The organism is Bowmanella denitrificans, assembly GCF_002887595.1.
Classification (GTDB): Bacteria; Pseudomonadota; Gammaproteobacteria; order Enterobacterales; family Alteromonadaceae; genus Bowmanella; species Bowmanella denitrificans.
On sequence record NZ_PEBU01000001.1, the window covers coordinates 84,772 to 109,592 of the forward strand.

Below are 24,821 nucleotides of genomic sequence, written 5' to 3' on the forward strand. Positions count from 1 at the left end.
AGCGCCTTCTTAGGAGGCGTCGAGCAATTGTTTAAGCAGCGCCTCGTCAACATCGTCAGTTACCACAGCACTGCCAATACTGGTTGGGATCACAAAACGGATACGGCTGGCCTGCACCTTTTTGTCATGACGCATATGCCGCATAAAATCTTCATAGCCCATGGTTTCCGGTGCCTGCACAGGTAAGTCAAAAAACACCAGTAAATCACGAATACGACAAAGATCTGACGCCGACAACCAATTCTTGTGCTGTGCTACCTCAGAAGCAAGAACAATGCCCGTTGCAACAGCCTCACCATGTAACCAATTACCGTAACCCTGCTCAGCTTCGATAGCATGACCAAAAGTGTGGCCAAGGTTCAGTAATGCCCGCAATCCGCTCTCACGTTCATCTTTGGCAACAATTTCGGCCTTAATTTCACAACAGCGCCTGATCACTTGCTGCAATAAGTCCTGACGTTTGGCTTTAAGGCCTTGCTGATTGTTCTCCAGCCAGGCGAAAAACTCAGCATCATAAATAACGCCATACTTAATCACTTCGGCCATGCCCGCGGCGAACTCGCGGCCTGGCAGACTGCACAAGGTCATGGTGTCGATCACCACGGCCTGGGGCTGATAAAATGCACCAATCATATTCTTACCCAGAGGGTGATTGACTGCGGTTTTACCGCCGACCGAAGAATCAACCTGGGAAAGCAAGGTTGTTGGCACCTGAATAAAAGGAATACCACGCTGATAGCAGGCTGCTACAAAGCCGGTCAGATCGCCAATCACGCCGCCGCCAAACGCGATCAGGGTCGTATCGCGGGCCGCCTGAATCTCCAGCAAACGGCTGCATACCGCTTCAAAACTCTGCAGTGATTTATATTGCTCGCCATCCGGCAGTACGATGGTTTCGACCTGCATACCGTCCAACAGCTCTCGCATCAGAGCACCGTACAGGACTTCGACCACCTGATTGGTGACCACCACCACTTTATCGGTTTTTAAATGCTGTTTAAGCACATCAGGCTGACGCAATAAGTTGGCGTCGATATAGATGGGGTAGCTACGCTCACCCAGTTCAACAATCAATTGGTTCATGAGCGTAGCCTCGCGGTAGGAAAGCGTTACAGTCCGATTTTCTCAATAATCTGGGTAGCCACAGCCCTGGCACTCTGGTCATCGGTTTGCACCACGTAATCTGCCACTTCTTCATACAGCGGGTTACGTTCGTCAGCCAGGTTGCGCAGTACCTTCTCTGGATCATTGTTTTGCAGCAGCGGACGACGTTTGTCACGCTGTGTGCGGGCAACCTGCTTGTCGATAGTAGTCTGCAGGTATACCACTATGCCCCTGGCCGCCAAACGGTTGCGAACATTCTTACTGATTACCGAGCCTCCCCCTGTAGCCAGAACGATGCCCTGCTTCTCAGTCAGGTCATTAATGACGTCTTCTTCACGTTGACGGAAACCTTCTTCACCTTCGATATCAAATACCCAGGCAATATCGGCACCAGTACGGCGTTCGATTTCCTGATCAGAATCGAAGAATTCCAAGTGAAGTTCATCTGCAAGGTGTTTACCAATGGTGCTCTTACCGGCTCCCATAGGTCCAACTAGAAAGATATTACGTTTTTCGGCCATCTCTGCTTATGTCACACAACTAAAATTGAAAATGGATAAACTCAACCCCCGGTCGAATTTCAGGGGCGGGATTATCTCAGTTAATTCGCCATTTATGCAAGTTTTGATGGCCGTTTCATTCTTTCCTTTCATCTCAAACTGCGGTTAAGATGTGAACGATGTCGGCTTTCTGCTATTGCACAGGCCCAAATCGCCCACTGGCAAGGAAGCTGATTGAGGAGGTTTATACCGAAATATTAACTATTCTGGTAGCCCGCCAATCCAACTAAGTATAAGGAAATATCTAATGAACAAGACAAATCTTCAATGTCTGAAGCATTCTCTAAGATCAAAACCCTATCTGAAAATCTGCGCCATATTGCTGTGCAGCGTCAGCAGCCAGGTGCTCGCCCAGGAATATGATGTTGATGACGCACTCAAAGATGTTGACCCAACCCCAATGTCAATCTCTGCATCGGGCGCCTTCTTACAACATGACATTGACTATGCGGTCATTTCAGAACAGGGTTTTAATGGAGATGGTGGCCCACTCAGTCTCAAAAAGGTACAAAAAAGCCAGGCCGTAGCTTGGGTTCCAAGCGGTGATTTCAATGGTGATGGTTGTATTGACCAGGTTACGTTAAAGTCCAGCAGTATCGATATCTTCCATCCATGTACCAACAGGACCTTTAGCTATAGATTCAGCGGTTCATACGCGGTGCAAGGCAGCTATGACACCGATGGCCAGCCAGGCTTGGAAATAGGTGTCGTGCAGTCAGGATATTTCCGCATAATAGATGACAAAGATCAGCGGGTACGCAGTTATCGGCTCAATAACAGCTATGCAATCAATGGCGTCTACGATACAGACGGGCAACCTGGCAGTGAAGTTGCAGTGGTAAACGGCGACAGCGTTGTGATGATCACCGACAGAACAGCCTCCACCAACAGCTATCGATTGGGTAACAATTGGGCCATTAACGGTCACTATGACACCAATGGCCAGGCGGGTGAAGAAATGGTCATTGTCAGTGGAGATTCTCTTGTCGTGATAGACCAAAAACAAAAGCGCACCCGTTCATACCGTTTAGGTTCCAACTGGGCAATTAACGGTAGCTATGACACCAATGGGCTGGCGGGTGCCGAGGTTGTCATTGTAATAGGCGACTCAATCCATATTGTCGATGATCGTGCTTACCGAACCAGACGCTATATTCTAGGCAACAATTGGTCAATTAACGGTCATTATGAGACCGATGGTGAAACCGGGGACGAAATTGGCATAGTAAAGTCGGGCTACTTTGAGATTATTGATGATGCAGACAACCGCACCAGAACATATCAAATCTCCGGTGCCTATCACGTTGAACAGGTCCGCAATATTGATGGTATTGCCGGAAAAGAGATCATGATTAACAACTACGGGCGAAATCAGCACGCAATCATTTACGACAAAAGCTATCGAATCAAATACAACTAAATAGAGAAGACCGGTGATTGCCGGTCTTTTGACTAGAGTTGCTCAGTCATAATTCGCGGCGTGACGAAAATCAGCAGTTCGCGCTTTTCATTAAAATCTCTGGAATTCTTAAACAAGTTGCCTACCAGCGGCAAATCTCCGAGTAATGGCACCTGGCTGACGGCTTTGATCAGATTCTGTTGAAAGATCCCGCCAAGCACTACGGTTTCACCATTTTCCACCAGCACCTGAGTGGAAATCTCCTGGGTGTCGATGGCCACCGCAGGGCCCGTAGATGTTTGTACAGTGTCGCCGCGGGTATCCTGGGTGACAACCAAATCTAAAATAATCCTGTTGTCCGGCGTGATATGGGGTGTCACCTTTAAGCTAAGTACTGCCTTTTTAAACTCAACCGACGTAGCACCGCTGGATGTAGCCTGCACGTAAGGAATTTCCGTACCTTGCTCGATATAGGCTTCATGCTGGTTGGCCACGGTGATGCGCGGGCTGGCAATGATTTCGCCTTTGTTTTCCTGCTCTAGGGCTGACAGTTCAAGGTCCAATATGGTGCCATCGGCCAGCTTGGCGATATGAAAACCAATTCGGCCTGCCGATGTACCCGCCACCGGTAGATTAACGTTCAGTCGGTTGGCAAGAGCTGGGATCTGTCCACTGGCAATGGCCTGCGCCCCTTCAAGTGACCCCGATACACCATCGGTGTCCTGCTGATCACTGAACCCCCAGCGAACTCCCAACTGCTCGTCCACATTGTCCCTTACCGTTACCATGCGCGACTCAATCAGCACCTGTTTGATAGGAATATCCAGTTGCTTGACCATTATTTTGGCTTCTTCTATGTATTCCTGACTGTCGCGGATCAACAGCGAATTAGTACGATTGTCCACCGTAACGGTGCCACGAGCGCTGAGAATACCTCCTTCTCCAGACTTCAGAATAGTGGCCATCTCTGCGGCTTTGGCGTAATTAATTTGAATGGTTTCGGATTTTAATGGCGCAAGATCTGCCACTTGCTGCTGGGATTGCAATCGTTGGGTCTCTCTGGAGGCCAGTTCTTCTGCCGGCGCCACCAGCAGGATGTTGCCCTCCATACGCTTATCCAACCCCTTGATCTTGAGAATCATGCCAAGGGCCTGGTCCCAGGGAACATTATCCAGATTTATCGTGACATTACCGGACACGGTGTCGGTGGTAACCAGGTTGAAACCGTTAATTTGGGCAATCACCTGCAGAACCTGACGAACCGGTACATCCTGGAAATCCAGTGAAATTGGCGCGCCACTGTATTGCGTATCGGTCACTGTTTCTACCCTGGTGGTCTGCTTAGGCGGGTCAATTTCCACCACCAGGCTGGCGGCATTCTTCTGATGGCGGAACTGCATGTCACCTTCCACGGCAAAAAGCACTTTGCTGCCTTTTTCCCCCTGAAAGGTTTCCAACCATTGTACCGGCGTACCGAAATCTGTGACATCCAGCTTATACAGCAGGTCTTCTGCTAACTGACTGCCTGGTAACATCAATTCCAAACCCTCTTTGCCTTTCGCCAATGCAGCATCAAAGCCTTCCCGGTCAAATTGCATTTGTATCCGGGCTCCACCAGCCTGACTGCGTTTAAAATCCAGCGCTGTTAACCTGTAAGGCAAGGCTTTATTGGCATCCGGGTCGACAAGCTGCATGTCCTGAGCCTGGGCCGAGATAGACTTGACGCCAAGCACACCAGCCAGAACAACCAGCATACAAGGTAGTAACCGCCTACGTTTATTGAGTTTCTTGTTGAATATAAACCGCTCAGACATTCTTCTGTTCTCCTGCCGCTTCGGACACCGTCAGCGTGGCCTGTTTTTCCTGCCAGCATCCGGTGCCGTCGGGCAGCATTTCTGTGATAGTTACCTGACCTTCCCTGATGGATATAATACGTCCAAAAAACAGCCCCAGCCGATCCCCGGCTCTGGCTTTGTGTAAACTGCCATCATTGGCCTGGAACAGTGCCCAGGTATGCTGTTCACGGGTAAAAAAGCCCTTTATCGATAAGGCGTCAGTACCATAGTGCTCCAGCGGCTGTTTAGCCCTGGCAAAATCGGGTTGTAAGCAATTTGCCTTGGCTGTTTGCAAGGTTTCCGGGGTGATACCCGACAACCGTTGAAACGGACTGCGTATATCCGCCACTTGATACTGAAAGGGCGGGGTTTTGCTGAATGTGGGATAAGGCTCAATATTCACTTGCGTGTTCTGTTTTACCTGTACCACGAATTCCTGTAAATCCTGTATACTGGGCTGACAACCCAGCAAGGTTGTGGCCACAGCCAAACTCAACAACCAGCGTTTCATTTACTGCCCCCTTGCAACCCAGTATTAGAAGTCCGGTAGGTCTTGGCTTGCAGGCTAAGCTTGAGGCTGCTCCCTTCCTGGCTCATATCAAAATCATGCACAGTCACAATACGCGGTAAACCTGCCACGTTAGCCAGAAATTGCCCAAACTCGTGATAACTGCCACTGACTTCCATCTGTATTGGCAATTCAGTGTAAAATTCTTTGGGAATTTCCTTTTGCCAGTTCAGCAACTTGAAATTCAGGCCGGCAGAGGTGCCAACAAAGGTAATATCGTCCAGTAATCCCGGCGTTTCATTGCTGGTAGGCAGGGATTTAAGCATGGAAGAAAAGTCCTGCTGAATCCGGGTTAACTGTTCCTGATAGGCGTCCAGATTGACGGCAATACGATATTTGGCTTCAAAGGTTTGCTTCAGCTCAATTTCTTTTTGCTCGGCGCTGGTTAATACCGGCAACTTGTCATTCACCAGCAGATAATAGCCCAGTACACTAACCAGTATGGCCACCACCAGGGCCACTACAGCCTTTACTTCAAATGGCCAGACTGCCACTTGTTCGAAGTCCAGTTCATTCATTTCCTTAAGTTTGTTGAAATCGAACTTCATTTCTTTTTACCTTCAGCTGTGCCAGTTGCCAGCAACTCAGGAGCAACACTGGGGCTGATATTAAAGGTCAGCTTAAACTCGCTTACTGCGTCAGATTTGCTGGTATCAGCAACAATGGACGACAAGTCACCATTGGTAAAGACTCTCGACTCTTCCAGACGGCGCATAAATTCGGATAATCTATTGTTGGATTCGCTGATGCCAGTGACATCCATCCGATTGTTTTTGCGGCTCAGGGTAATAAATGACACCCCAGGTGGTACTATTCTGGCCAGCTCATCCAGGACATGCGGCGCGGCATTGCGATTCGCCTGCAGTTGCTCTATCAGGGCCATGCGCTGCTCAACCTGTTTCTTTTGCTCTTTAATATCCTTAATTTTGGCGATTTGCCCATCCAGCACGGCAATTTGCTGATTCAGGAAGTCATTACGTTGTTGCTGGGCCGTGATCATATTGTCCACCACCGCACCAATCCCCCAAAACAACGCCAATGCGCACAGCGCCACCATAGCCAGCGTCGCCACATATTCTTTCTTATGTTTCTGACGCTGAACTTCGCGCCAGGGCAAAAGGTTTATATGTGCCATGGGGTAAAACTCCTGTGCGCCAGACCGACTGCAATAGCCAACTGTGGCGCCAGCCGGTTCAATTCACTCTCCCCTTTGCTGTCTTTATTTTGCATAGTGTCAAAGGGATTAAAGATCTTCACTTCCATCGACAACTCCTGCTCCAGGTCGGTTGCAATACCCGGCAAATTGGCACCGCCACCACTGATCAGCAAGGTTTGCGGGCGCTGACGGCCGGTTGATGCCACGTACATTTGCAGGGAACGACTGATTTGCTGTTGCAGGTTAGCCAGAAACATCGCGCCATTTTGTTGCCGCCAGCCGTCGGGCAGACTGTTGTCCATCAACTGGCGCTCGGCTTCGGCCAGTTCGATACCGTATACCAGCGCCAGATCGCGCACTAAGGTGTCCATACCAAAAGCATGTTCCTTACTGTAAATCACCTGACTGTTTTCTATCACGGTCAGTAACAGCTGGCTGGCTCCCAGGTTAATGCAACAAAGCGGCACATCTTCTTCCACGGCGGGGCCATACTGCAGCAGCGCTGTTCCCAATGCATAACCTTCCACATCGATCACTTTAGGTTCCAGTTCCAGCTCGCGCAGCAGTGTCACTCTGGAATCCAGCATATCCCGGTGTGCGGCACTAAGCAGCACATCCACTTTGCCCTGGTGCAACTTGCTGGGCCCCAACTCTTCAAAATCCAGATAGACTTCATCAAGGGGGTATGGAATCAGGCTGTCGGCCTCAATTTCAATCTGGGTTTCCAGTTCGTGATCAGACTGGTCGGGGTCCATAAACACCACTTTTGTGATCACAGATGAGCCGGAGACTGCTGCCGCCACGGTTTTGCATTTACTTTTCAGCGACATTTTAACTTTGCGTATGGCATTGCTGACCGCATCGAAATCTTTTATTTCCCGGTCGGCAAAGGCATTACCGGCAATGGACTCACAGGCATGAGCCACAATCTGCACCTGCCCCCCCACGCTGTTCAGCAACACGCCCTTAACCGAGCGCGTGCCAATATCTAACCCCAACATGACAGGCATTTTTTTGCTGAACAGATTATTAAGCACGCGGGCTTCCTATTTTTGTTAAACTAGCCGAAACCATTATTCACTAAAATTAAATAGTTAATGGTTCTAATAACTGTACATAGGTATAAAATATAAATGACAAAAGGGATAAACGCGCACCTTTTGTGGAAAACCGCATAAAGAAAGGCTTAAGCCTGTATCGAACTGGGTTGTAGTGGGTAGGCAAAGTGCGGTAAGTATCGCCGTTACTGACACCATAAACCCTTAATAGTGTCAGTAGTGGGGGCAGTTTGTGTTTACGGATAAATACCTAAAGGGCCTGCAGCCGAAAGATAAAAAGTACACTGTTACAGAATCAACCGGCGAGCGTGGCGAAAGCCGATTGCAGGTTAACGTCTACCCCACAGGGGCCAAAAAATTCCAGATTCAGTACTTCCACAACAAAGCGCGCAAGCGTTTTGAGTTTGGACGTTATGGCAATGCACCTGGTGACTACACCCTGCGCGAAGCCAGAATAGAATTTGCCGAACTGGCGGGCCTGGTTAAGCAAAGCATTGACCCCAAAGCACCAGAGCAGCCAAAACTGGAAGGCCTGGCCAGCCTGGGCGAGCTATATCAAAACTTTCTGACCTGGTACAAAGGCAAGCGTAAGCTGAACAGCTACAACACCGTGGCCGGGTTTCTGCAAACCGGCTTTGAAAAGCAGGTTGATCTGCACATGCCTGCCAACGCCTACACCGCAGATATGGCCCGCGAAATCATTTACAAAGTGTGGAATCGTGGCGCCAAAGACGCCGCCCTGGGCTTAAAGTCGGCCCTGTCGGTTATGTTTCAGTACGGTATCAACTACGACAACGGCCCGGAACGGTTTGGCCAGCCAAAAACCTATGGCATTGCCCACAACCCTATACGAGATATTGACCTGGAACACAGCAAAACCCCAGGCCAGCGCTATCTAAGTGAACAGGAAATACGTGCTATCTGGCATGCCACAGACATGCACCCCACCCTGCACCGCTACATTAGGCTAAATTTAGCCCTGGCAGGCCAGCGTATTAGCGAAGTTATCGCCGCCAATGCCGATGAATTCGACACCAAAGCCAGCCTGTTTGAAATCCCGGTTGAACGGGTAAAAATTCAGGCGCGCGGTTCACACGTTGTGCCACTCAGCGAACTGGCCATACAAGAACTACGCACCTGCATGCACCACCGCAGCGCCAACGGTTTGCTATTCCCCAGCGCCCGCAACGGTAAAAAGCCGGTTCCCCTGCGGTCACTACTTAACGAATGCAACGCCTGGCTGGCCAAACACCCCAACATAACCCGGTTTACCCCACGCGATATTCGCCGCACTTGCAAAACCCATATGTCAAAAGCTGGGGTAAATCGTGATCATCGCGATATGCTGCAACAGCACTTTAAAAGTGATGTGGCCACAGTGCATTATGATAGGTATGACTATTTGCAGGAAAAACAGCAAGCAATGGATATTTGGCACAAGTATCTAGTTGAAATTATCTATTCATATTAAAGAAACCGATGAATTTATGTTCATTGTGCTTCATTAACATAACTTCCCAAATCTTAAAACATCTTTCAACGCTATCAAGCTTACTAGAATACAAAGAATAATACTCAAATCCAAAAAACTTACTTTCATCATTGCTAGAATTGAACTTGCTATCTAAAGCATGAAACTGGTTTACAAGACTTTGGAGAAATTTAAACCTTAACTTTAAGCTAGATGCGTATATATCAATATTATACTCACCAACTAAAGTCCAGTGGTAACGTGTAGCATGATTAGAATATGCCAACTCCTGCAAGCGGGCTCGCAAACGCGAGTGTGGTACAGGGCCAGATAGTACTGGGTTATTTTTATCGTCAACTTCTGGAAAGTTAACAAACTTAAGATTGTATACTTCATATTCAAAGCTGCTAATTTCCTTTTCAACCGTGTTCACTAGAAGTGTAAATTCCTGAAGATTGCTAAGATACTCATTTGCAGTTGCTGACCTCTTATGCTCACTAGTTGCTTGTTTAACTTCAAGTCTAGTTTGTCGCAACTCATAAAGCTGGAACTTGATGGAATACACCAAAAGTAAAACAGTCAAGAAGCTTAAGAAGGGATTAAAAACGCCGCCAACAAAGTCGCCAAACGTGCCAAGGTCGCCGCTGTCGCCTGAATAAAAAGACTGGGTTAAAAAAATGCTAACAACATAAATAGCCGCAGCAACAGTAAGGCCTATGAGAATACGTGATTTTATTTTACTGGTGTATGAAAGAAATTCCTTTTCTTCCTGAGATTGTGCCAATTCTTCTGCATCCAATTTTTGTTCATCACCCATAAAAATCCCCCAAAGCGCCACTCTTGCCGCCTTTCAAAGCCTGTGCGGTGGGCTAATATGAAACCATCGTCTTACTACCTGGAATTACCATGGAAGGCACAACAGATATTAGTTTGTACCAAGCCCGCGCCATAGTGCTGGAACTGGCCAGCGCCGCCGATATGCCGCCGGGTGTGGAACGTATCGACAGGTTGAATGCTGCGATTGATAGAGCAGTATCATTCAATCAAAATTCCACGAAAACAGGGCGGCCATCTGCGCCAATAGTTACGAGTTTACCTGCCATGTTTGCCCCATTTTCATCAAGCGTAAACATAAAGTGAGTCTCATGCTTACTGCTGAGAACATAGGTTTCGCCATCCCAATTCAACGAAACGTTGAAATTTGGGTCTCGCCTATCATTAGCTAAATAAACTTCAAATGGTTCCGGCTGTTTTTCGGTAGCAAAAGTGAATTCTAGAAATCTAGAATCAGAACCAAAATACAAGGTAGTTGCAGCAAGATTATTAATGGTGTGCCCAGTTCCACGCCGCTGCAACTTCTTAAACTCAGCCCATATATCATCAACGGTTGGAGCGGAAACACTGTTAACTTCGGTATTTTCTACAGGAATAGTCTGTATTGAATCAGTAGTTGTTTCAATTCGGTCTGGTGTCATTAAATAGCCGACAGCTATACACAGCAAAATTAATATCAAACAACCTAGCTTACCTTTGTTGTCAGAATTGGTAACAGATGAGTTGGGTTCTACGTGCTGATACTTTTGTGCTGATAAGGGTTTTGCTTTAATTTTGTTTTTTCTATCAGAAGGGTGTTTCAACAAATCAAGCAAGTCGACAGCTTTTAACTTTCCACTGGTCAGTAGCGCCAATGGAATACTATTACCAGAATGCAAAACAAGAATGTCAGACCTTATCGAGTCTAACGAAAAAGAACGCTCTTCACTTCTAACATGACAAAAACCAGTTATTCCGCCAGCTAAGCCATGAACTTCATTTCCTTGGTTGTCATAGTGTTCATCAATATCAATTTGCTCTATGTCAACTGTTCGGCGCAATACCTCGCCACTTGCATTCTTGTAATCAAATTCAACCTGAATGCCTGAAACTAAAACAAAGTCATCCATGTAAAGTCCTTATAAATTACCCTGTTGTTTTTTCAGATTCAGCATCGCTTAACTCCTTTGGCAAGCTGCCAAAGAACTTTCGAAAGGCCAGTTTAGCGCCGGTTTCCGCCGCATTGGTGGCATTAATATTTATATCTTTAGCCATAGCCAATTCGTAAATGGCTGACTGCACAGCCATCAGAAAATGCATCTCTTGTTCGCGGCTTACATCTGCATCTAAAGGAGCATTAGGCAACACTTTGAAATGCTGCTTTGGCTCAGCCACGGCATTGTGGTCAGGCGTGTTAGGTAAGAACGGGCGCAACTCAAGCGGGACACGCTTATTTTCATAAACGCTTTGAACCAACTGTTCCATAAGGCTGGCAGGCAACTGCGGCCACGCTTCACAAATTGCCCAAATCTTATCGGCTTTCGGTTTGTGGTCGTCATTTTCCCATTGGGTAACTGACGGGCGCGACACATCAATGCCTGCCCCAAACTGTGCCTGCGTGAGCCTTAGTGTCTTGCGGATCTTGCGGATGATATCGCCTGTAGTCATGTAAGTAAGCTTACGGGGCGAAGTAAGAAAATAAAAGAAAACTTACCTATTTGGTTGACAAGGTAAGTTTTTCGATCTGATACTAAGTTAACCTTTCTTACCTTGGTTAACAAAATGAAGACGAAAGACGTTATTGAATACTTTGGCGGTGTAAACGCAACAGCTAGAGTCCTAGACATCGCACACCCAGCAGTCTGCCAGTGGGGCGAATACCCACCCTACGGGCGCCAAGCGGAAATCGAATTGATAACCCAAGGCGCCCTAAAGCGCGAACCCAAGCAACCAGCATTACAAAAACGTCCTTGTCACCAACTCCATGTAAGTAAGGTTAGCTAACCATGCCTAACAAAACACCATACATAAAACGCCGAAACGCATGTGAAGACCCGGTGATGGCTGGGTACAGCCTGCTGCAGGACTACGACACCAACGACCTTAAAGAAATCATGGTATGCAGCAGCGAAACCATTGTGCGCAACAAGCTAAACCCCGAGTCAGAACGCAACGTGCAAACCCTGATTGAAGCCGTAGCCCTGTCGGTAGCACTGAACGACGACAGGCAACTGGCCGCCTGGGCCGCCAAGCGCGGCAAAGCCCTGGTGAGCCTGCCAACCGATTGCATTTGCGAGGAAGAGTTAGCCGACCAACTGCTACTGGTAAGCGAAGTGATCGGCTGCCTGCATACCGAAATTCGCAACGCCCGTGCTGATGGCGTAATCGACGCCAAAGAACGCCAGGCCATACGCGCCGCCGCCTTAAATGCGGTGCGTACCGTGCTGGAACTAGACGAAAGCATAGGCAGCCAGGTTAGAAAACTGCCCGTACAGAACAACAAGTAAAGGAGCCACCACCATGCAACCACTTGCCCCCGTACTGAACGCCTGCGGCCAGCCCATTGCCGACGATGACCGCCACGTCACAATGAAAGAAGCCTGCCTGCAACTGGGCATTAGCCGCAAAACCATTGATTTGATGATTGCCGATTTTCGCTTTCCGCCTAAGCACTTCATTACCCCAGGGCGCGTGGGCTTTTGGCAGTCAGAGCTAACCGAATGGCACAAAACCGGGGCCATCGGCTGGCACCAACGCTACGGCCAACAGTTACAAAACGAACACACACAAGCCCGGCGTAAAGCCTAACGGAGTCTAGCTGGCAGAGCCTTGGCGGGCTGCGGTTTACCGGGCCCAGCCCGCCCTTTTTAAGGAACACCACCATGAAAAACACAGCCCTGGCTGGCGAATACCTTCCAGCCCACCGCCCCAGCGAACATAGCGCCTGGCATAAGCTGGATATACGCAACCAGCAAGCCGCCAACCACGCCCCGCACCGCAGCCCGGCAGAACATATTGAAGCCCTGCAAGCCATGCTGCGCGAAGGCCGCGAACACAAGCTTGGCGCCATTCTCGACGCCCTGCCCAAACGCCTGCGCAACGCCCTGTTTTACGCCGCCTATATCGACAAAGCCGACCTGGCCAAACCCTTCGACCAGCTCACCGGCGCCCAGCGCCAACAGATTTACATCAACCTGCGCGCCTACCTGGAACTGGTAGAACGCTTGCGCAAAGCCGGTTTTTGGAAGCCAGCCGCCTGGAACATAGGCGAGTTAAAAGGCCTAACCCCCGCCAGCGACGAAGAAATGCAACTGATTGCCCAGGCCAAAGCCGCCAGGGCCGAAGCCGCCAGGCAGCGCCAGGCCGAACTGGCACAAGCCGAAGAGGCCGAGCGCGCCGAATTTAAACAAGCCATGCAGGCCGAAGCCAGCCAATAACCACCAAGGATAACCACATGCCAAACACCGCCCACATAGCCCAAGCTGCGCCCGCCATCAACGTATGGCAGCAAGACGCCGTAGACTGGCTACGCATGCAGCCCAACCAATCGGTAAACCTGATTGTTACGGATCCTGCCTACGAAAGCCTGGAAAAACACCGCGCCATAGGCACCACCACCCGCTTAAAACAAAGCGACGCCAGCAGCAACACCTGGTTTCCCACCTTTCCCAACGACAGGTACTTAGATCTGTTTATCGAAGCCTACCGGGTGCTGGAAAAAAACAGCCACATGTACGTGATGTGCGACCAGGAAACCGGCTTATTAATCAAACCCATCGCCGAACAAGCCGGCTTTAAATTCTGGAAATTCATCACTTGGGACAAGCTCAGCATTGGTATGGGCTACCACTACCGCAACCAAACCGAATGGGTCATGTTTCTGGAAAAAGGCAAGCGCCGCCTGCACGACCTAAGCATGCCCGACGTGCTACAGCACAAACGCATACACAAAGGCTACCCAACCGAAAAGCCCCCCGGCCTGTACGAAGACCTAATCGAACAATCCAGCGCCCCGGGTGAAGTAGTAGCCGACCTGTTCTTTGGCAGCGGCAACGGCTTGTTAGCCGCCGCCCGCCTTGGCCGCCACGCCATCGGCACCGACATAGCGCCCGCCGCGCACCAATTTCTGGCCAGCCAGGCCGACACCCAGGGCATTGCCCTAAACCACTGTTAAGGACCACCGCCATGAACGTATTTGACAAAATCTACATAGCCAGCGAATGCCGCCGCCTGCAACACGAAGGGTTTTATACCCTCGACACCGAAACCACCGGGCTGGATGAAAACGGCCGCATTGTAGAAGTGGCCGTTATCGCCCCCGACAACAGCCACTACAGCAGCCTGGTCAACCCAGGCATACCGATTCCGCCAGACGCCACCAACGTACACGGCATTACCGACGAGGCCGTAAAAAGCGAACCAGACTGGATCCAGGTAGGAACCGAACTGACCAACCTGTACGGGCTAACCAAAGCTAAGGAAAACATACCCAACCTGGTTATCTACAGCAGCGACTACGACCAGCAGCTAATGGAACAAAGCGGCGGCAACCCCTTTAAAGGCGCCAATGTGTTTTGTGCCATGCGCGCCTTTGCCATGTTCCACGGCGAAACAAAAGAAAACGGCCAGTACAAATGGCAAAAGCTCAGCCACGCCGCCGAACTTACCGGCTTTGCTATGCCCGAAGGGCTAACCGCCCACCGCGCCTACGCCGACTGCCTGATGACCAAGCACCTAATCGAACACATGGCAGCCTGGCAATGGAAGCCAACAGAGCAAGAAGCCCGCCAGGCCATCGCCAACATCCACGACACCTACAGCGCCCACAGCCTGCTTGACGCCCTGCTACCCGACAGAGGCTACACACTGGAACTCACCATCAGAAAAAGCACCACAGGCACAAAGCAAGACTGCAACGTGATCTACAGCGGCCAGTGCTTTATGGCCCCCCACTGGCACCTGGCCGTACAAGCCGTTTACGAACGTCTTCTGGGCCAAAAAGCCCTTACCTATTAAGGAACCAACATGAACAACCAAAAAAGAAGAATTTATCTGGCATCAAGCTGGAGAAACGAAGACCAACAGGAAGTACTACACGTCTTGCGCGCGGCAGGTCACGAGGTTTACGACTTTAAAAACCCAACACCGGACAGTAACGGCTTTGCATGGAGTGACATAGATCCTGATTGGCAAAACTGGTCTGCAGAGAGGTACAGAGAGTTGCTATTAAACCACCCAATAGCAGCGCTCGGCTTTCAAAGAGACATGCGCGCCATGCAGTGGGCAGACACCTGCGTGTTATTACTGCCATGTGGCCGCTCAGCTCACCTAGAAGCGGGCTGGTTCTGTGGCATGGGCAAGCGCTGCATCATCTTCACCCGCGACGGCGAAGAACCCGAGCTAATGGCACTGATGGCAACCCACATCGTTACATCAGTTTCAGAAATGCTAAGAGCACTCAAATAAGGAACCACCATGAACAACGCCACTGTCACCCAAGCCCTGGTCAGCCAATGCAACGAAGCGCTCAGCCTGGCCAAACGCCGCCATACAGGCCTTACACAAATTACCGCCCAGGAAGTGCTGCACACCTGCAGTTGCATTGCCGACCACTGCGGCCTGATCGACCTAAACGCCCTGATACAAAAAGCCCTGATCCAACTGGAACAAGGCACGCCAAACACCATTCAGTACCAGGGCGAAAAGCCAACCAGAAGCTTAGCTGAACAAGCCCAACAGAACGTTGTGAGCGCTACAAACCTGGCCGACAAAATACGCGCCGAAGAAGGTGCCCCCATTAATTACTGGCCAGTACTTCACCTGGACCCACGCATAGCCAGCATGACACCGGAACAATTCGAAAAAGAATATTGCTGCGACTTTGCCAGTCAGCCAGACCAAACCGCAGTAGCGGTTGCCATGAAAAGCCGCCGCAATGGGCTGAATGCTATCAGGTCGCTGCAAAACCTATACAGCATTCCATCTGCCGAAAACTTTAGCTACCTACAACGCAAATGCGACAATCTGAAACAGCAAGCCCAGGCCCAAGCCCAGGAAGCCCGCACCCACCGCAACACCCTGCACCGCATCCACGAAGCGCTAGGCATTGAAGCACCGGATTATGAAGGCCCGCGCCCCGTTATCGCCCTGTTTGAAAAGCTCCTGCACATCAACAGCGACCTGGCCGGAAAAGACCTGAAAGACAACCTGGTCTGGCTCACCCGTGACGAAATAAACGAATGGGCCATGCTCAGCAGCCACGGCATTACCGCCCAAAGCGCCATTGAAGCGCAGGAACTGGTGCTGGAACTTGCCAAAGCCTTGGGGGTGCCGCCCGTCAAACAAGCCCTTAGCGGCTTTATTGCGGGGTTGAAAGCCAACACAGCTCAACCAAAGGCAGCCAACGCATGAACCACACCGGTCTTTGGCCCCGCCAATGGGCGGCAAAAATTCGCGACAACACCGCCACCCTGCAGGACGTACCCACGCACCTGCAGGCCCTGGTGCGCGAACACCTAACCACCGCCGAAGACCACGAATTTAAAAACAAAAAATGGGCCAGCCATAAGCGCAAATGGCCGCGTAAATAAGTGGGAGCCAAAACCATGACCGCCTACTACAACGAAATTGACCCAAAAGCAGCCAGTTGGTTGCGCGTACTTATCCAAGAAGGCCACATAGCACAAGGGGTAGTTGATGAAAGAAGCATTGAAGATGTCACACCAAATGACCTCAAAGGGTTCACCCAATGTCATTTCTTCGCCGGCGTCGGCGTCTGGTCATATGCACTGCGTAGAGCAGGCTGGCCAGATGACAAACCAGTCTGGACAGGATCATGCCCCTGCCAACCTTTCAGCACGGCAGGCAAAGGCGCAGGGTTTGCTGACGAGCGGCACCTGTGGCCAGCGTGGTTCCATCTTGTCAACCAGTGCCAGCCTCATGTCGTTATTGGTGAACAAGTTGCAAGCAAGGACGGCCTTACTTGGCTCGACCTTGTACAAACTGACATGGAAAACAAGGGTTACGCCGGCGGGGCGATCGATCTATGCGCTGCGGGCGTCGGTGCGCCGCACATCCGGCAAAGACTCTGGTTGGCCTACACCAAGGAGTTGTCATTCCGGACACACAACGGGGAATCCAAACAGGGCATTCAACAACAAGAGCCGATTAGAGGATGCAGTATTTTTAGCGGGTTGGCCGACATGTCGAGCGCAGGACGGCACCGGGGGCCAAATAGGCAAAACAATTACCGGCGGGTTAGCACTAAAACAAATGGTGCACTTTGCGGGTTGGCCGTCACCGAAAGCAGCAGAAGGAAAAAGTGGACAAAGGGTGCCGGACGGCAAACGGGGAATGAATGCATTGGACTTGATAAAGGGGATTTCGCAACCCGCCAGACTAACGGTCTCTGGGCAGATGCTGACTGGCTCTTCTGCAAGGATGGCAAGTGGCGGCCAGTTGAACCCGGCACATTCCCGTTGGTTGATGGGGATCCCGCCAGAGTGGGACGCCTGCGCGGTTACGGCAATGCAATCAATGCCGAAGCGGCCGCAGAGTTCATAAGCGCTTTCATGCTAGCAATGCAGGAGCAAGCAGCATGACCAACCCAACCCTAACCCAACCAGTAACCCAACAACACCTAAACGACATGGCAGCCCGCCTGCGCGCCATAGCCGAAGATCTGGAAGCCTGCGGGCCAGAAGAATGGCAAAACCTGGGCGACTGCCTGCGCGCCACCTGCAACAACATCGGCCACGACCTGGCAGAGGCTGTATGCCGCTGCCAGTTGGTACAGGTAAACACCCGCAAGCGCCGTTCGCTGCCCACGGATAACTGACAACGGCCAACTGCCTAACATGCACACCACCCACCCACTACCCACCCCATTTATCCCGGCCCTGCACCAACATCTGGCGCAGTGGCCGCGCTTTACCAGTTGGCAAACCCCAAAAGGCGAAGTCACCTACGCCAAGCCCGATCTGTTTGCCAGCCAGGGCGAAAAAGCCCTATGGAAATTGGGCGACGACGCCGACCGCTACCACCGCGCCAAAGTACTACGCCCGCTGCCCACCACCGTCGGCAATGCCGTGGCCAGCGTGTACCGCGACCTGTTTAACACCAACAACAAACAAAAAGACCAGGGCCAGGCCCGCCGCCGCGCCAACCACTTTTTAACCAGTATTTACAACCGCCACCTAAGCAAAAAGCTGGCCCGCCTGTGCCAGAACCCGCTGATTTTTAAACCCAGCGAAATGGTGCTGGAAGACGAACTGGGCGACCTAACCTTCGGCCGCGCCCCCGAACTGCGCAGCCTGAACAAAGCCTTTAACGAAAAACGCAAAGACGCCCTGTGGTGCATGCTGGAAAGGGTCGACTGTGTAAACCAACAAGAAATTGTGGCCCACATCGTGCCGGTACTGCGCACCCAGGGCGAAGCCGAAGACGGCCAGCCAGACCGCCAGCACCAAACCGACGCCCGCCACCTGCACGAATTCTGGCAGCGCAGCGACAACGAGCTACGCGACTACGCCTTTGACATGGTGCGGCTAACCTACCAGTTTATGCTGCGCCTGATGCGCGCCGGCGAAAACTACTACAGCAACGAAGCCCTAACCGTGCGCATTTACCGGGTGCTGTGCAGCATCCCCAACCAAATGGGTATTACCGAAAAGTACCAGGCCATACCCTTTGAAGACCTCACCCAGGAGCACGCCGAAATCGGCCTGAACCGCCTGCTGTGCGAAAAGTGGTGGCTACGCAAACTGCGCACCGTACACCGCCAGAAATTTGAAGAAATCGCCATTGCTGCCGGGGTAGTACACAACGGCAAACAGCCCTATATCAGCAACGACACTTTCCGCTACTACCAAAAGCGCGAAGCCGAAAACCGCAAAGTGCTGAATGACATGGTGGCCTACAACGAAGAAACCGGCGTTGAAGTGCCGCTAATGAGCCTGATAGAAAAGTCAGTCGCCAACCCCAAAATACGCCGCCACGAACTGATGGTACGCATACGCGGCAATGAAGAATTTGCCACCGCCAATGGCCACAGCGGTATGATGATCACCCTAACCGCGCCCAGCCGTTACCACCCCACTGCCACCAAAAACCTGTTTGGCAAACGCTGTACCATTGCCAACCCCAAATACGACGGCGCCACCCCCAGGCAAACCAACGCCTACTTAAACCACATTTGGGCACTGATACGCAGCGCGCTCGACCGATTTGGCATTAAACCCTATGGCCTGCGCGTAGTCGAACCGCACGAAGACGAAACCCCGCACCACCATTACCTGCTGTTTAGCAGGCCAGAAGACCAGGCCAAGATTGTTGAAGTATTTAAGCACTACGGCCTGCTGGTCGACGGTAACGAAGCGGGCGCCAAGCGTAACCGTGTGCATGTAGTGTACATCGACCCCAAAAAAGGCAGCGCCACCGGCTACATAGCCAAATATATTTCCAAAAATATCGACGGTTACCAGGCCGACGGCACCGAACTGGACGGCGACAACCTGGGCAACAGCGCCAGCGACGCCGCCAAACGGGTTACCGCCTGGCGCAAGTGCTGGGGTATTCGGGCCTTTCAGTTTGTTGGCAACCCATCGGTTACCGTGTGGCGCGAACTGCGCAAATATAACCGCGAAGAAGCTACGCCCTGGCGCGCCGCCATTAAAACCGAACAGCTTTACGCCAACCGCACCACCCTGTGCAATGCCCACGTAGCCACCTGGCTCGACAAAAGCGCCGCCCAACACGCCGAGCAGGAACGCAAAAACGGCCAGCAGTACAGCCTGCACAATGGCCACGTTGTTGTGTATACCAGCAGCACCAGCCAGGCCCGGCGCGAACGTGCCAAAGCCCAGTACTTTGCCCCCTGCAATGCCCATGTACAGGCCTACCTGGCCACCCTGCGCCCCAAAGGCTGCCCCGACGAAACCATAGAAGCCGCCCGCATGTGGGCCGACACCGGCCACTGGGACAAATACATGCAAGCCATGGGCGGCGTATTCGTACGCCACGACCACCGCCCCGTGCAACTGCTCAGGCCCCAAGAGCCGGTGATCAACCGTTACGGCGAAGCCCTGCCGCATAAAGCCATCGGCGTACAAAGCCACACCGCCGCCATTATTACCAGCGGCCAAAGCTGGTCCCTGCACCGCAAGGGCGAAAGCCCGCGCGCCAGGGGCGAAGCCCCGGTATTAGCCGCAGCGCAGCGCGCTGGGGCTGGCTCTCAGGCTGCGGCAAGCGTAGCGGCCGCTGCCCCTCGGAGTGCTGTCAATAACTGTACGCCGGGGCCTGCGCAGCCACCCGGCGAAACTGCCAGCGCGGTACCAAACCCGCAAGAATTTAACTACCCAGCGCCGCCACAAATGCCAGCGGCAGCTGCTGAAAAGCCAAAACCACCCGGTAACAGCTATCAATCCCCCTTCCCACCACCGCCACAAATGCCAGCGGCGGCCGCAATCACCAGCAAAATCCCCATTGCTGACCAGCCCATTGCCGAATTCCTGCTCGCCCAAGGCATAAACCCAGCCCTGCTGCGCGGCTATATAGCCCGCCTGCGCGAAGGCAAAGACCTGGTATTAAACAAAAACGAAGGCTGGCGCCTGGTTACCCAACCCGACGGCAGCCTGCACCTGGTGCCGGTGCGCTACTACCTGCAGCGCGACCTAATGGAAGACTGGCCAGACGAAGACGATATCTACGACGAACTGGAGGACGTAGCGTGAACAACGATTTAATGCGGAAAACCATAAAGGCCTGTTTAAGCCTTAAAGAATCCCAAGTCAGACAAAGGTTACAGGCAATTAACGAACTGTTAGAACAGCGCGAAAACTCTCTGCCTAACAACTGGTTCTGGCCATCATATGCCAGATACGCCAAAAAAGGGCCAGGCAAAAACCGCAAAAAATGGCAACCAGTTAAAGGGGCCGTCAAATGACCAAACGCTACTTAGGCGGCAAAGGCCAGCCCGGTGTTTACCACACCATCATTAACCAAATGCCGGTCCACGATCTGTATATCGAACCGTTCCTGGGCGGCGGCTCAGTCATGCGCTACAAGCGCCCCGCCAAACGCAGCATAGGCATGGACCTGTTTTTGCCAGCCCTGCAGCAATTCCAGCAGGCATATCTGCACGCACTCCCTGGGTGCGAATTACACTACGGCAACGCCCTGGACTTTCTGCGTTACGGCAGCATTGCCGGGTTATGGGGCCACGAAACCCTAATCTACCTCGACCCACCCTACCCACACACCACCCGCACCAGCAACGCCCGTTACGCCAACGAACTCACCAACGCCCAGCACAGCGCATTGCTAACCACCATTACAGATCTAGACTGCAACGTCATGATCAGCACCTACCCAAACCCCCTGTACGCCGAACACCTAAAAGACTGGCGCCTGGTCGAACATACCAGCGTGGCCAGTAGCGGCCAGGTACGCGAAGAACACCTATACTGCAACTTTGCCGAGCCCACCTACCTGCACGACGACCGTTACCTGGGCGACAACAACGACAAACGCATAGACATAGCCCGCCGCATCACCCGTAACAAAAAAAAGCTGCTCGAATGGACGCCCGCAGAACGGGCCAGACTACTCAGGGAACTAGCCGAAAGCCTGCCAGAAGAGGAAAAACAAATACTGCAGTGCGGGTAACCCCACCCGCACAGGCCAGCACAGGCAAAAACACCATCACTGCAGCACTGGCAACATTACCGGCAGTCCACGGCAAAAACGCCAGCAGGGTACCAAAAGCCGTCTATACTGAAACTGCGGCGTATTCCTTGTCATATATCCTTTTCGCGCCGTGCAGTAAGCCCCGTTTGCCTTCGGGGCTTTTCTTTACACCACCATAAAATATTTTTACAACAGCGTCAGAAATGTCGCCTACACGACACCTTTAACCTTGTGCTAGTTTTGTAACCGAGGCTAAAGAGTGGATGGTAGTAGCGTGACAATAAATACAAGCGGCCGGGGGATGGACATAGAACCACTGCTGCAATTAAACCGGGCCGACTTTACCCAGGCCGTTGAACACCTTGATTTTAACAAACTGTCGAAAAACCAAATCGACAAACTCACCCGCCGTAGCTATGGCCACAAACTGGTAGCCATACGCGAAGACGCGGGCATAACCCAGGCCGATGTAATCCGCATATCGGGCCTAAGCCGCCGCCGGGTGCAGCGCTACGAAAACGGCACCTACATGGTGCCGTCAGACATACTACACCTGTACCAGGCCATAGCCGACAGCGCCGCCGAATGGGCCGACCTCAAAGCCACCAAAGACGCGGTGAAGTTCGGCCTGTCGATCACCCAAAGCATGAAGCAAAAAGTCTTACGCCTGCTGCACCTGGACAAAAAATAATGTTACCCAGCATGAAAAACCCAACTTATCACCTACTGATAACCATAGTGATGGCCCTGGCGGCCGCCTCGTTTGTGGTAAAACAGCTTATGTTTGGCATTGGCTTTAGCCCAGCCAACGAAATGGAACTGTTCCAACTGCTGGTAGCCGGCGGCGTGGTGTTAATGATGATCATCACCGGCGCCATGGCCAAAGGCGCCAATAACCGCAACGTGTTGCTAATTTTCGGCGCGGGCACCACCTTAGAATTTGCCCTGTATTACCTGGCCGCTTATTGGTTTATTTTTACCGACGTGCGCAACGCCTACGCCATGACCAGCATGTTTGCCCTGTGCTACGCCGTGCACCTGCTGTGGTTGCGCCACCGCTGGGCCGTGATTCGCCTGGCCAGCCGCACTTGCCAGGCGCTGGGTATACAGCAAAAGTGGGCCGTACTAAGCATTGCCAAACACCGCAAAACCCGCGCCGAACGCTACCTGGTTGGCATACTCACCGCCATGTTTTGCATCGAATTTACCTTTGCCCTGTACATAGCAGGCTACGGCATTGCCCACCACGTACCACCCACCGGCAGCATTATGGGCACCATGGACCAGGTAGCCGCCGCCAGCCAAAGCCCCTTGGCCTACCTGGCCGCCACCCTGCCGTTTGATCTGTACGCCGTCGCCATGGCCCTAATGTCGGTATTACTGTTAGCCGCCTTTGCTTACTGCATGCTGCGCGAACGCCAACAACCCGACTACGCCGCCGCCATCGCCCACAACGAGCAAGACAAAGAACGCATGCTCAAACATCTGGAACGCAAGTTCAAAAAATAAGGCGGGTTAACCCGCCTTTTTACTACCTTAAACCCGTACACCCGGCTTCCACACGCTGGGCGGGTCTTCACTCGCCACACTGGGGCCAACGCTGGCAAAGGTCAGGGCAAACGCTGTCAGTAATGCGGCAGCATAGTTGATCATAGCAATACTCCATTTGTGAAACCGGCCAACCACAGGCCGGTTATTTACTAGGCAAAGCCCGTGCCAGGCACAGGCAGGCGAATTGGCAAGGCTTTGCAGCCAGGTAGGCGGCAAAAACTTGCCGGGCGGCAATCAATGCAGGTCAAGCAACTGTTGCCGCTCAATAGGGGTTAGGGTGTTAATCAGGCGTGCCGCCAAGTCCAGCGTGCTGGCCCGTGGCGGGTTCAAGGTGTGGCTGTAACCCAGGGTATAAACAAAGGTGTGCCCGCATTCCTTAGCGTTGGTACACATACAATACAGGTCGGCAACCGTATCGGTTTTATTCTCGCGGCTGGTGATCACCGCTTTGGCTTTGCAGGTGGGGCAGGTAATACGCATGGTGTCGGCTCGTGGTGGTGGCGTCACCGCAACCTTAGCCAGTGCCGGGATCCGGGGCAATCTATCGGCGCAGCCCGCCGCACTACTGCCCAACAAAACCCAATTTAACCGCGTTTTCATGCCGCCTCGCCCTGCTTTGGTTCCTGGCTGGGTGGCTCCTTAAAACTAATCTGGCTGCCACTCGGCAAGTACTCATTTAGCTGCAAAAATACCTGCTGAATCGGCACCACTTCGTTGTCGTAATTCACCCGGCTAATCTTCTCAATATCGCCAAACCCAGCAATATTGTCGGGCATCACCGCTGCAAGTGCTGGCGGTATACGGTGCATCGCCAGCACGTCATTACGGGTAATGTTCTTCACCCGCTCAAACTCGTCCTTGGTCGAAATATCCCCCACCGGAATAATTTTAACCGCCTCTTTGTCGGCCCCCGGCAAACTCAAAAACATAGAGCGGAAGTTACCCACCCCTTTTGATTTGGTTATCTGATCTTTCAGGGTTATCTCGTCTTCGTCGCTCAGCTCCGCCGCCGTATTTAAAAAGATGTAGCCCATATGCGCGCCGTTCTTGTAGTAACGGCGGCGGAACAGGGTGCTGTCCTCATTCAGCAGCATGCTTTGCAGCCCGCCCAGGTACTGCGGGCTACCGTAAATTTGCTGCACCGGGTCGTATTCCATCAGGTGCACTACTTCCCCTTCTGCAAACTTCTGCAGCTTGCCCCCTTCCAGCAACAACCCGTAGCGGTTGGTGCCGTCACTCAACCTGCGCATATACATGCCCGGTAAATGCTCGTAACGTAAAAAACCACCCAGCTTGTGCTTGCGGGCCCGCAAATAGCCTTGCCCAAACAGGTGGTAGTCATACGCAGCTTTGCCCAGGTCCTGGGCCGATAATACCGACGACGGGTTAAACCACCTAACCGCCATATTGCGCTTAAAATACAGCGCGCTGCCGTGGTGGGCGTTGGCCCGGCTGCACTTGGCCAGCCCGGAAAGGCTAACCGGCGGTGTGTAGTATTCCCCGTTGTGGGTAAAAATGCCCAGGTAGTCGGTTAAATGGCTGCTTAACACCGGCTCAGGGTCGCCAAAGCTAAATACATTGCCGGCGCGAATTTTGACATGGGGCTTGCTCATGGCGGTTC

Annotated in this window: 29 protein-coding genes; 17 read left to right on the plus strand and 12 right to left on the minus strand. The window is 52.1% G+C overall.

The genetic code is table 11. The annotated features are described in order from the left end of the window. Window positions 1-9: 9 nt before the first annotated feature. Both aroB and aroK read right to left on the minus strand, forming a co-directional pair. The gene (aroB, locus tag CSR04_RS00385; RefSeq protein WP_102794255.1) at window positions 10-1,083 is read right to left on the minus strand and encodes a 3-dehydroquinate synthase; all 1,074 of its coding nucleotides are present in this window, start codon (window positions 1,081-1,083) and stop codon (window positions 10-12) included. Window positions 1,084-1,109: 26 nt separating this feature from the next. Next, complete coding sequence (gene aroK / locus CSR04_RS00390; RefSeq protein ID WP_102794256.1) at window positions 1,110-1,625, minus strand: shikimate kinase AroK; 516 nt, start codon at window positions 1,623-1,625, stop codon at window positions 1,110-1,112. Window positions 1,626-1,911: 286 nt separating this feature from the next. On the opposite strand from aroK, the gene CSR04_RS00395 reads away from it, so the two are divergent. Further along, on the plus strand, window positions 1,912-3,084 hold the full coding sequence (locus tag CSR04_RS00395; protein ID WP_102794257.1) for a PA5033 family protein: 1,173 nt from the start codon (window positions 1,912-1,914) through the stop codon (window positions 3,082-3,084). A gap of 32 nt (window positions 3,085-3,116) precedes the next feature. Here CSR04_RS00395 and CSR04_RS00400 read toward each other — a convergent pair whose 3' ends face one another. The 5 genes from CSR04_RS00400 to pilM are packed head-to-tail and all read right to left on the minus strand — an operon-like array spanning window position 3,117 to window position 7,659. Then, window positions 3,117-4,877, minus strand: coding sequence for a type IV pilus secretin PilQ (locus tag CSR04_RS00400; RefSeq protein ID WP_102794258.1), 1,761 nt, complete (start codon window positions 4,875-4,877; stop codon window positions 3,117-3,119). Continuing rightward, window positions 4,870-5,409: a pilus assembly protein PilP gene (locus tag CSR04_RS00405; protein ID WP_102794259.1), complete on the minus strand. Its 540-nt coding sequence runs from the start codon at window positions 5,407-5,409 to the stop codon at window positions 4,870-4,872. The genes CSR04_RS00400 and CSR04_RS00405 overlap by 8 nt, the downstream gene beginning before the upstream one ends. Next, complete coding sequence (locus CSR04_RS00410; protein WP_102794260.1) at window positions 5,406-6,014, minus strand: type IV pilus inner membrane component PilO; 609 nt, start codon at window positions 6,012-6,014, stop codon at window positions 5,406-5,408. Before CSR04_RS00410 ends, CSR04_RS00405 begins: the two co-directional genes overlap by 4 nt. Continuing rightward, on the minus strand, window positions 6,011-6,601 hold the full coding sequence (locus CSR04_RS00415) for a PilN domain-containing protein (RefSeq protein WP_102794261.1): 591 nt from the start codon (window positions 6,599-6,601) through the stop codon (window positions 6,011-6,013). The genes CSR04_RS00410 and CSR04_RS00415 overlap by 4 nt, the downstream gene beginning before the upstream one ends. Further along, window positions 6,589-7,659, minus strand: a complete 1,071-nt coding sequence (pilM, locus tag CSR04_RS00420; protein ID WP_342751342.1) for a type IV pilus assembly protein PilM — start codon at window positions 7,657-7,659, stop codon at window positions 6,589-6,591. The genes CSR04_RS00415 and pilM overlap by 13 nt, the downstream gene beginning before the upstream one ends. Before the next feature lie 253 nt (window positions 7,660-7,912). On the opposite strand from pilM, the gene CSR04_RS00425 reads away from it, so the two are divergent. After that, the gene (locus CSR04_RS00425) at window positions 7,913-9,151 is read left to right on the plus strand and encodes a tyrosine-type recombinase/integrase (protein ID WP_102794262.1); all 1,239 of its coding nucleotides are present in this window, start codon (window positions 7,913-7,915) and stop codon (window positions 9,149-9,151) included. Here the strand turns inward: CSR04_RS00425 and CSR04_RS00430 are convergent. The 3 genes from CSR04_RS00430 to CSR04_RS00440 all read right to left on the minus strand — a co-directional run bounded on the left by CSR04_RS00430 (window position 9,135) and on the right by CSR04_RS00440 (window position 11,632). Continuing rightward, the gene (locus CSR04_RS00430; protein WP_146027071.1) at window positions 9,135-9,968 is read right to left on the minus strand and encodes a hypothetical protein; all 834 of its coding nucleotides are present in this window, start codon (window positions 9,966-9,968) and stop codon (window positions 9,135-9,137) included. The genes CSR04_RS00425 and CSR04_RS00430 overlap by 17 nt on opposite strands. A gap of 226 nt (window positions 9,969-10,194) precedes the next feature. After that, entirely contained in the window at window positions 10,195-11,094 is a 900-nt protein-coding gene (locus tag CSR04_RS24830; RefSeq protein WP_102794264.1) for a hypothetical protein, read from the minus strand. 16 nt (window positions 11,095-11,110) lie between these two features. Then, complete coding sequence (locus tag CSR04_RS00440) at window positions 11,111-11,632, minus strand: helix-turn-helix domain-containing protein (protein ID WP_102794265.1); 522 nt, start codon at window positions 11,630-11,632, stop codon at window positions 11,111-11,113. Window positions 11,633-11,746: 114 nt separating this feature from the next. Between CSR04_RS00440 and CSR04_RS25480 the strand changes: the two genes are divergently transcribed. The 15 genes from CSR04_RS25480 to CSR04_RS00520 all read left to right on the plus strand — a co-directional run bounded on the left by CSR04_RS25480 (window position 11,747) and on the right by CSR04_RS00520 (window position 23,158). Next, a complete protein-coding gene (locus CSR04_RS25480) occupies window positions 11,747-11,968 on the plus strand; it encodes a Cro/CI family transcriptional regulator (RefSeq protein WP_102794266.1) in 222 nt (73 codons plus the stop codon). Between the two features lie 2 nt (window positions 11,969-11,970). Next, window positions 11,971-12,471, plus strand: a complete 501-nt coding sequence (locus tag CSR04_RS00450) for a phage regulatory CII family protein (protein ID WP_102794267.1) — start codon at window positions 11,971-11,973, stop codon at window positions 12,469-12,471. 13 nt (window positions 12,472-12,484) lie between these two features. Continuing rightward, a complete protein-coding gene (locus CSR04_RS00455; protein ID WP_102794268.1) occupies window positions 12,485-12,772 on the plus strand; it encodes a helix-turn-helix transcriptional regulator in 288 nt (95 codons plus the stop codon). Between the two features lie 74 nt (window positions 12,773-12,846). Continuing rightward, a complete protein-coding gene (locus tag CSR04_RS00460) occupies window positions 12,847-13,401 on the plus strand; it encodes a hypothetical protein (protein WP_102794269.1) in 555 nt (184 codons plus the stop codon). Between the two features lie 17 nt (window positions 13,402-13,418). Then, window positions 13,419-14,138, plus strand: coding sequence for a DNA-methyltransferase (locus CSR04_RS00465; protein ID WP_102794270.1), 720 nt, complete (start codon window positions 13,419-13,421; stop codon window positions 14,136-14,138). A gap of 11 nt (window positions 14,139-14,149) precedes the next feature. Then, on the plus strand, window positions 14,150-14,980 hold the full coding sequence (locus CSR04_RS00470) for a 3'-5' exonuclease (protein ID WP_102794271.1): 831 nt from the start codon (window positions 14,150-14,152) through the stop codon (window positions 14,978-14,980). Window positions 14,981-14,989: 9 nt separating this feature from the next. Continuing rightward, window positions 14,990-15,430, plus strand: a complete 441-nt coding sequence (locus CSR04_RS00475; RefSeq protein ID WP_102794272.1) for a hypothetical protein — start codon at window positions 14,990-14,992, stop codon at window positions 15,428-15,430. 9 nt (window positions 15,431-15,439) lie between these two features. Beyond that, the gene (locus CSR04_RS00480; protein ID WP_102794273.1) at window positions 15,440-16,375 is read left to right on the plus strand and encodes a hypothetical protein; all 936 of its coding nucleotides are present in this window, start codon (window positions 15,440-15,442) and stop codon (window positions 16,373-16,375) included. Next, a complete protein-coding gene (locus CSR04_RS00485; protein ID WP_102794274.1) occupies window positions 16,372-16,554 on the plus strand; it encodes a hypothetical protein in 183 nt (60 codons plus the stop codon). The genes CSR04_RS00480 and CSR04_RS00485 overlap by 4 nt, the downstream gene beginning before the upstream one ends. 15 nt (window positions 16,555-16,569) lie before the next feature. Further along, window positions 16,570-17,565: a DNA cytosine methyltransferase gene (locus CSR04_RS00490; protein WP_102794835.1), complete on the plus strand. Its 996-nt coding sequence runs from the start codon at window positions 16,570-16,572 to the stop codon at window positions 17,563-17,565. Beyond that, window positions 17,562-17,801 carry a hypothetical protein gene (locus CSR04_RS00495; protein ID WP_102794275.1) on the plus strand — a complete coding sequence of 80 codons (240 nt, stop codon included), beginning with the start codon at window positions 17,562-17,564 and terminating at the stop codon, window positions 17,799-17,801. Before CSR04_RS00490 ends, CSR04_RS00495 begins: the two co-directional genes overlap by 4 nt. A 19-nt stretch (window positions 17,802-17,820) precedes the next feature. Continuing rightward, window positions 17,821-20,694 (plus strand): replication endonuclease, encoded by a 2,874-nt coding sequence (locus CSR04_RS00500; RefSeq protein ID WP_102794276.1) that lies wholly within the window; start codon window positions 17,821-17,823, stop codon window positions 20,692-20,694. A gap of 208 nt (window positions 20,695-20,902) precedes the next feature. Then, on the plus strand, window positions 20,903-21,628 hold the full coding sequence (locus tag CSR04_RS00510; protein WP_102794278.1) for a DNA adenine methylase: 726 nt from the start codon (window positions 20,903-20,905) through the stop codon (window positions 21,626-21,628). A gap of 295 nt (window positions 21,629-21,923) precedes the next feature. Beyond that, a complete protein-coding gene (locus tag CSR04_RS00515; RefSeq protein WP_146027074.1) occupies window positions 21,924-22,340 on the plus strand; it encodes a helix-turn-helix domain-containing protein in 417 nt (138 codons plus the stop codon). 11 nt (window positions 22,341-22,351) lie between these two features. Next, a complete protein-coding gene (locus CSR04_RS00520; protein ID WP_146027075.1) occupies window positions 22,352-23,158 on the plus strand; it encodes a hypothetical protein in 807 nt (268 codons plus the stop codon). A gap of 276 nt (window positions 23,159-23,434) precedes the next feature. Here CSR04_RS00520 and CSR04_RS00530 read toward each other — a convergent pair whose 3' ends face one another. After that, a complete protein-coding gene (locus CSR04_RS00530; RefSeq protein ID WP_245921256.1) occupies window positions 23,435-23,800 on the minus strand; it encodes an ogr/Delta-like zinc finger family protein in 366 nt (121 codons plus the stop codon). Further along, entirely contained in the window at window positions 23,797-24,813 is a 1,017-nt protein-coding gene (locus CSR04_RS00535) for a phage portal protein (RefSeq protein WP_102794282.1), read from the minus strand. Before CSR04_RS00535 ends, CSR04_RS00530 begins: the two co-directional genes overlap by 4 nt. Between the last annotated feature and the right edge of the window lie 8 nt (window positions 24,814-24,821).

Coding starts and splice junctions, on each gene's coding strand:
- CSR04_RS00450 (WP_102794267.1), top strand. CDS start 11,971: ATGCCTAACAAAACACCATACATAAAACGCCGAAACGCATGTGAAGAC.
- CSR04_RS00415 (WP_102794261.1), bottom strand. CDS start 6,601: ATGGCACATATAAACCTTTTGCCCTGGCGCGAAGTTCAGCGTCAGAAA.
- CSR04_RS00400 (WP_102794258.1), bottom strand. CDS start 4,877: ATGTCTGAGCGGTTTATATTCAACAAGAAACTCAATAAACGTAGGCGG.
- CSR04_RS00495 (WP_102794275.1), top strand. CDS start 17,562: ATGACCAACCCAACCCTAACCCAACCAGTAACCCAACAACACCTAAAC.
- CSR04_RS00535 (WP_102794282.1), bottom strand. CDS start 24,813: ATGAGCAAGCCCCATGTCAAAATTCGCGCCGGCAATGTATTTAGCTTT.
- CSR04_RS25480 (WP_102794266.1), top strand. CDS start 11,747: ATGAAGACGAAAGACGTTATTGAATACTTTGGCGGTGTAAACGCAACA.
- aroK (WP_102794256.1), bottom strand. CDS start 1,625: ATGGCCGAAAAACGTAATATCTTTCTAGTTGGACCTATGGGAGCCGGT.
- CSR04_RS00405 (WP_102794259.1), bottom strand. CDS start 5,409: ATGAAACGCTGGTTGTTGAGTTTGGCTGTGGCCACAACCTTGCTGGGT.
- CSR04_RS00480 (WP_102794273.1), top strand. CDS start 15,440: ATGAACAACGCCACTGTCACCCAAGCCCTGGTCAGCCAATGCAACGAA.
- CSR04_RS00530 (WP_245921256.1), bottom strand. CDS start 23,800: ATGAAAACGCGGTTAAATTGGGTTTTGTTGGGCAGTAGTGCGGCGGGC.
- CSR04_RS00460 (WP_102794269.1), top strand. CDS start 12,847: ATGAAAAACACAGCCCTGGCTGGCGAATACCTTCCAGCCCACCGCCCC.
- CSR04_RS00520 (WP_146027075.1), top strand. CDS start 22,352: ATGAAAAACCCAACTTATCACCTACTGATAACCATAGTGATGGCCCTG.
- CSR04_RS00440 (WP_102794265.1), bottom strand. CDS start 11,632: ATGACTACAGGCGATATCATCCGCAAGATCCGCAAGACACTAAGGCTC.
- aroB (WP_102794255.1), bottom strand. CDS start 1,083: ATGAACCAATTGATTGTTGAACTGGGTGAGCGTAGCTACCCCATCTAT.
- CSR04_RS00485 (WP_102794274.1), top strand. CDS start 16,372: ATGAACCACACCGGTCTTTGGCCCCGCCAATGGGCGGCAAAAATTCGC.
- CSR04_RS00475 (WP_102794272.1), top strand. CDS start 14,990: ATGAACAACCAAAAAAGAAGAATTTATCTGGCATCAAGCTGGAGAAAC.
- CSR04_RS00410 (WP_102794260.1), bottom strand. CDS start 6,014: ATGAAGTTCGATTTCAACAAACTTAAGGAAATGAATGAACTGGACTTC.
- CSR04_RS00470 (WP_102794271.1), top strand. CDS start 14,150: ATGAACGTATTTGACAAAATCTACATAGCCAGCGAATGCCGCCGCCTG.
- CSR04_RS24830 (WP_102794264.1), bottom strand. CDS start 11,094: ATGGATGACTTTGTTTTAGTTTCAGGCATTCAGGTTGAATTTGATTAC.
- CSR04_RS00465 (WP_102794270.1), top strand. CDS start 13,419: ATGCCAAACACCGCCCACATAGCCCAAGCTGCGCCCGCCATCAACGTA.
- CSR04_RS00395 (WP_102794257.1), top strand. CDS start 1,912: ATGAACAAGACAAATCTTCAATGTCTGAAGCATTCTCTAAGATCAAAA.
- CSR04_RS00510 (WP_102794278.1), top strand. CDS start 20,903: ATGACCAAACGCTACTTAGGCGGCAAAGGCCAGCCCGGTGTTTACCAC.
- CSR04_RS00490 (WP_102794835.1), top strand. CDS start 16,570: ATGACCGCCTACTACAACGAAATTGACCCAAAAGCAGCCAGTTGGTTG.
- CSR04_RS00500 (WP_102794276.1), top strand. CDS start 17,821: ATGCACACCACCCACCCACTACCCACCCCATTTATCCCGGCCCTGCAC.
- CSR04_RS00430 (WP_146027071.1), bottom strand. CDS start 9,968: ATGGGTGATGAACAAAAATTGGATGCAGAAGAATTGGCACAATCTCAG.
- CSR04_RS00455 (WP_102794268.1), top strand. CDS start 12,485: ATGCAACCACTTGCCCCCGTACTGAACGCCTGCGGCCAGCCCATTGCC.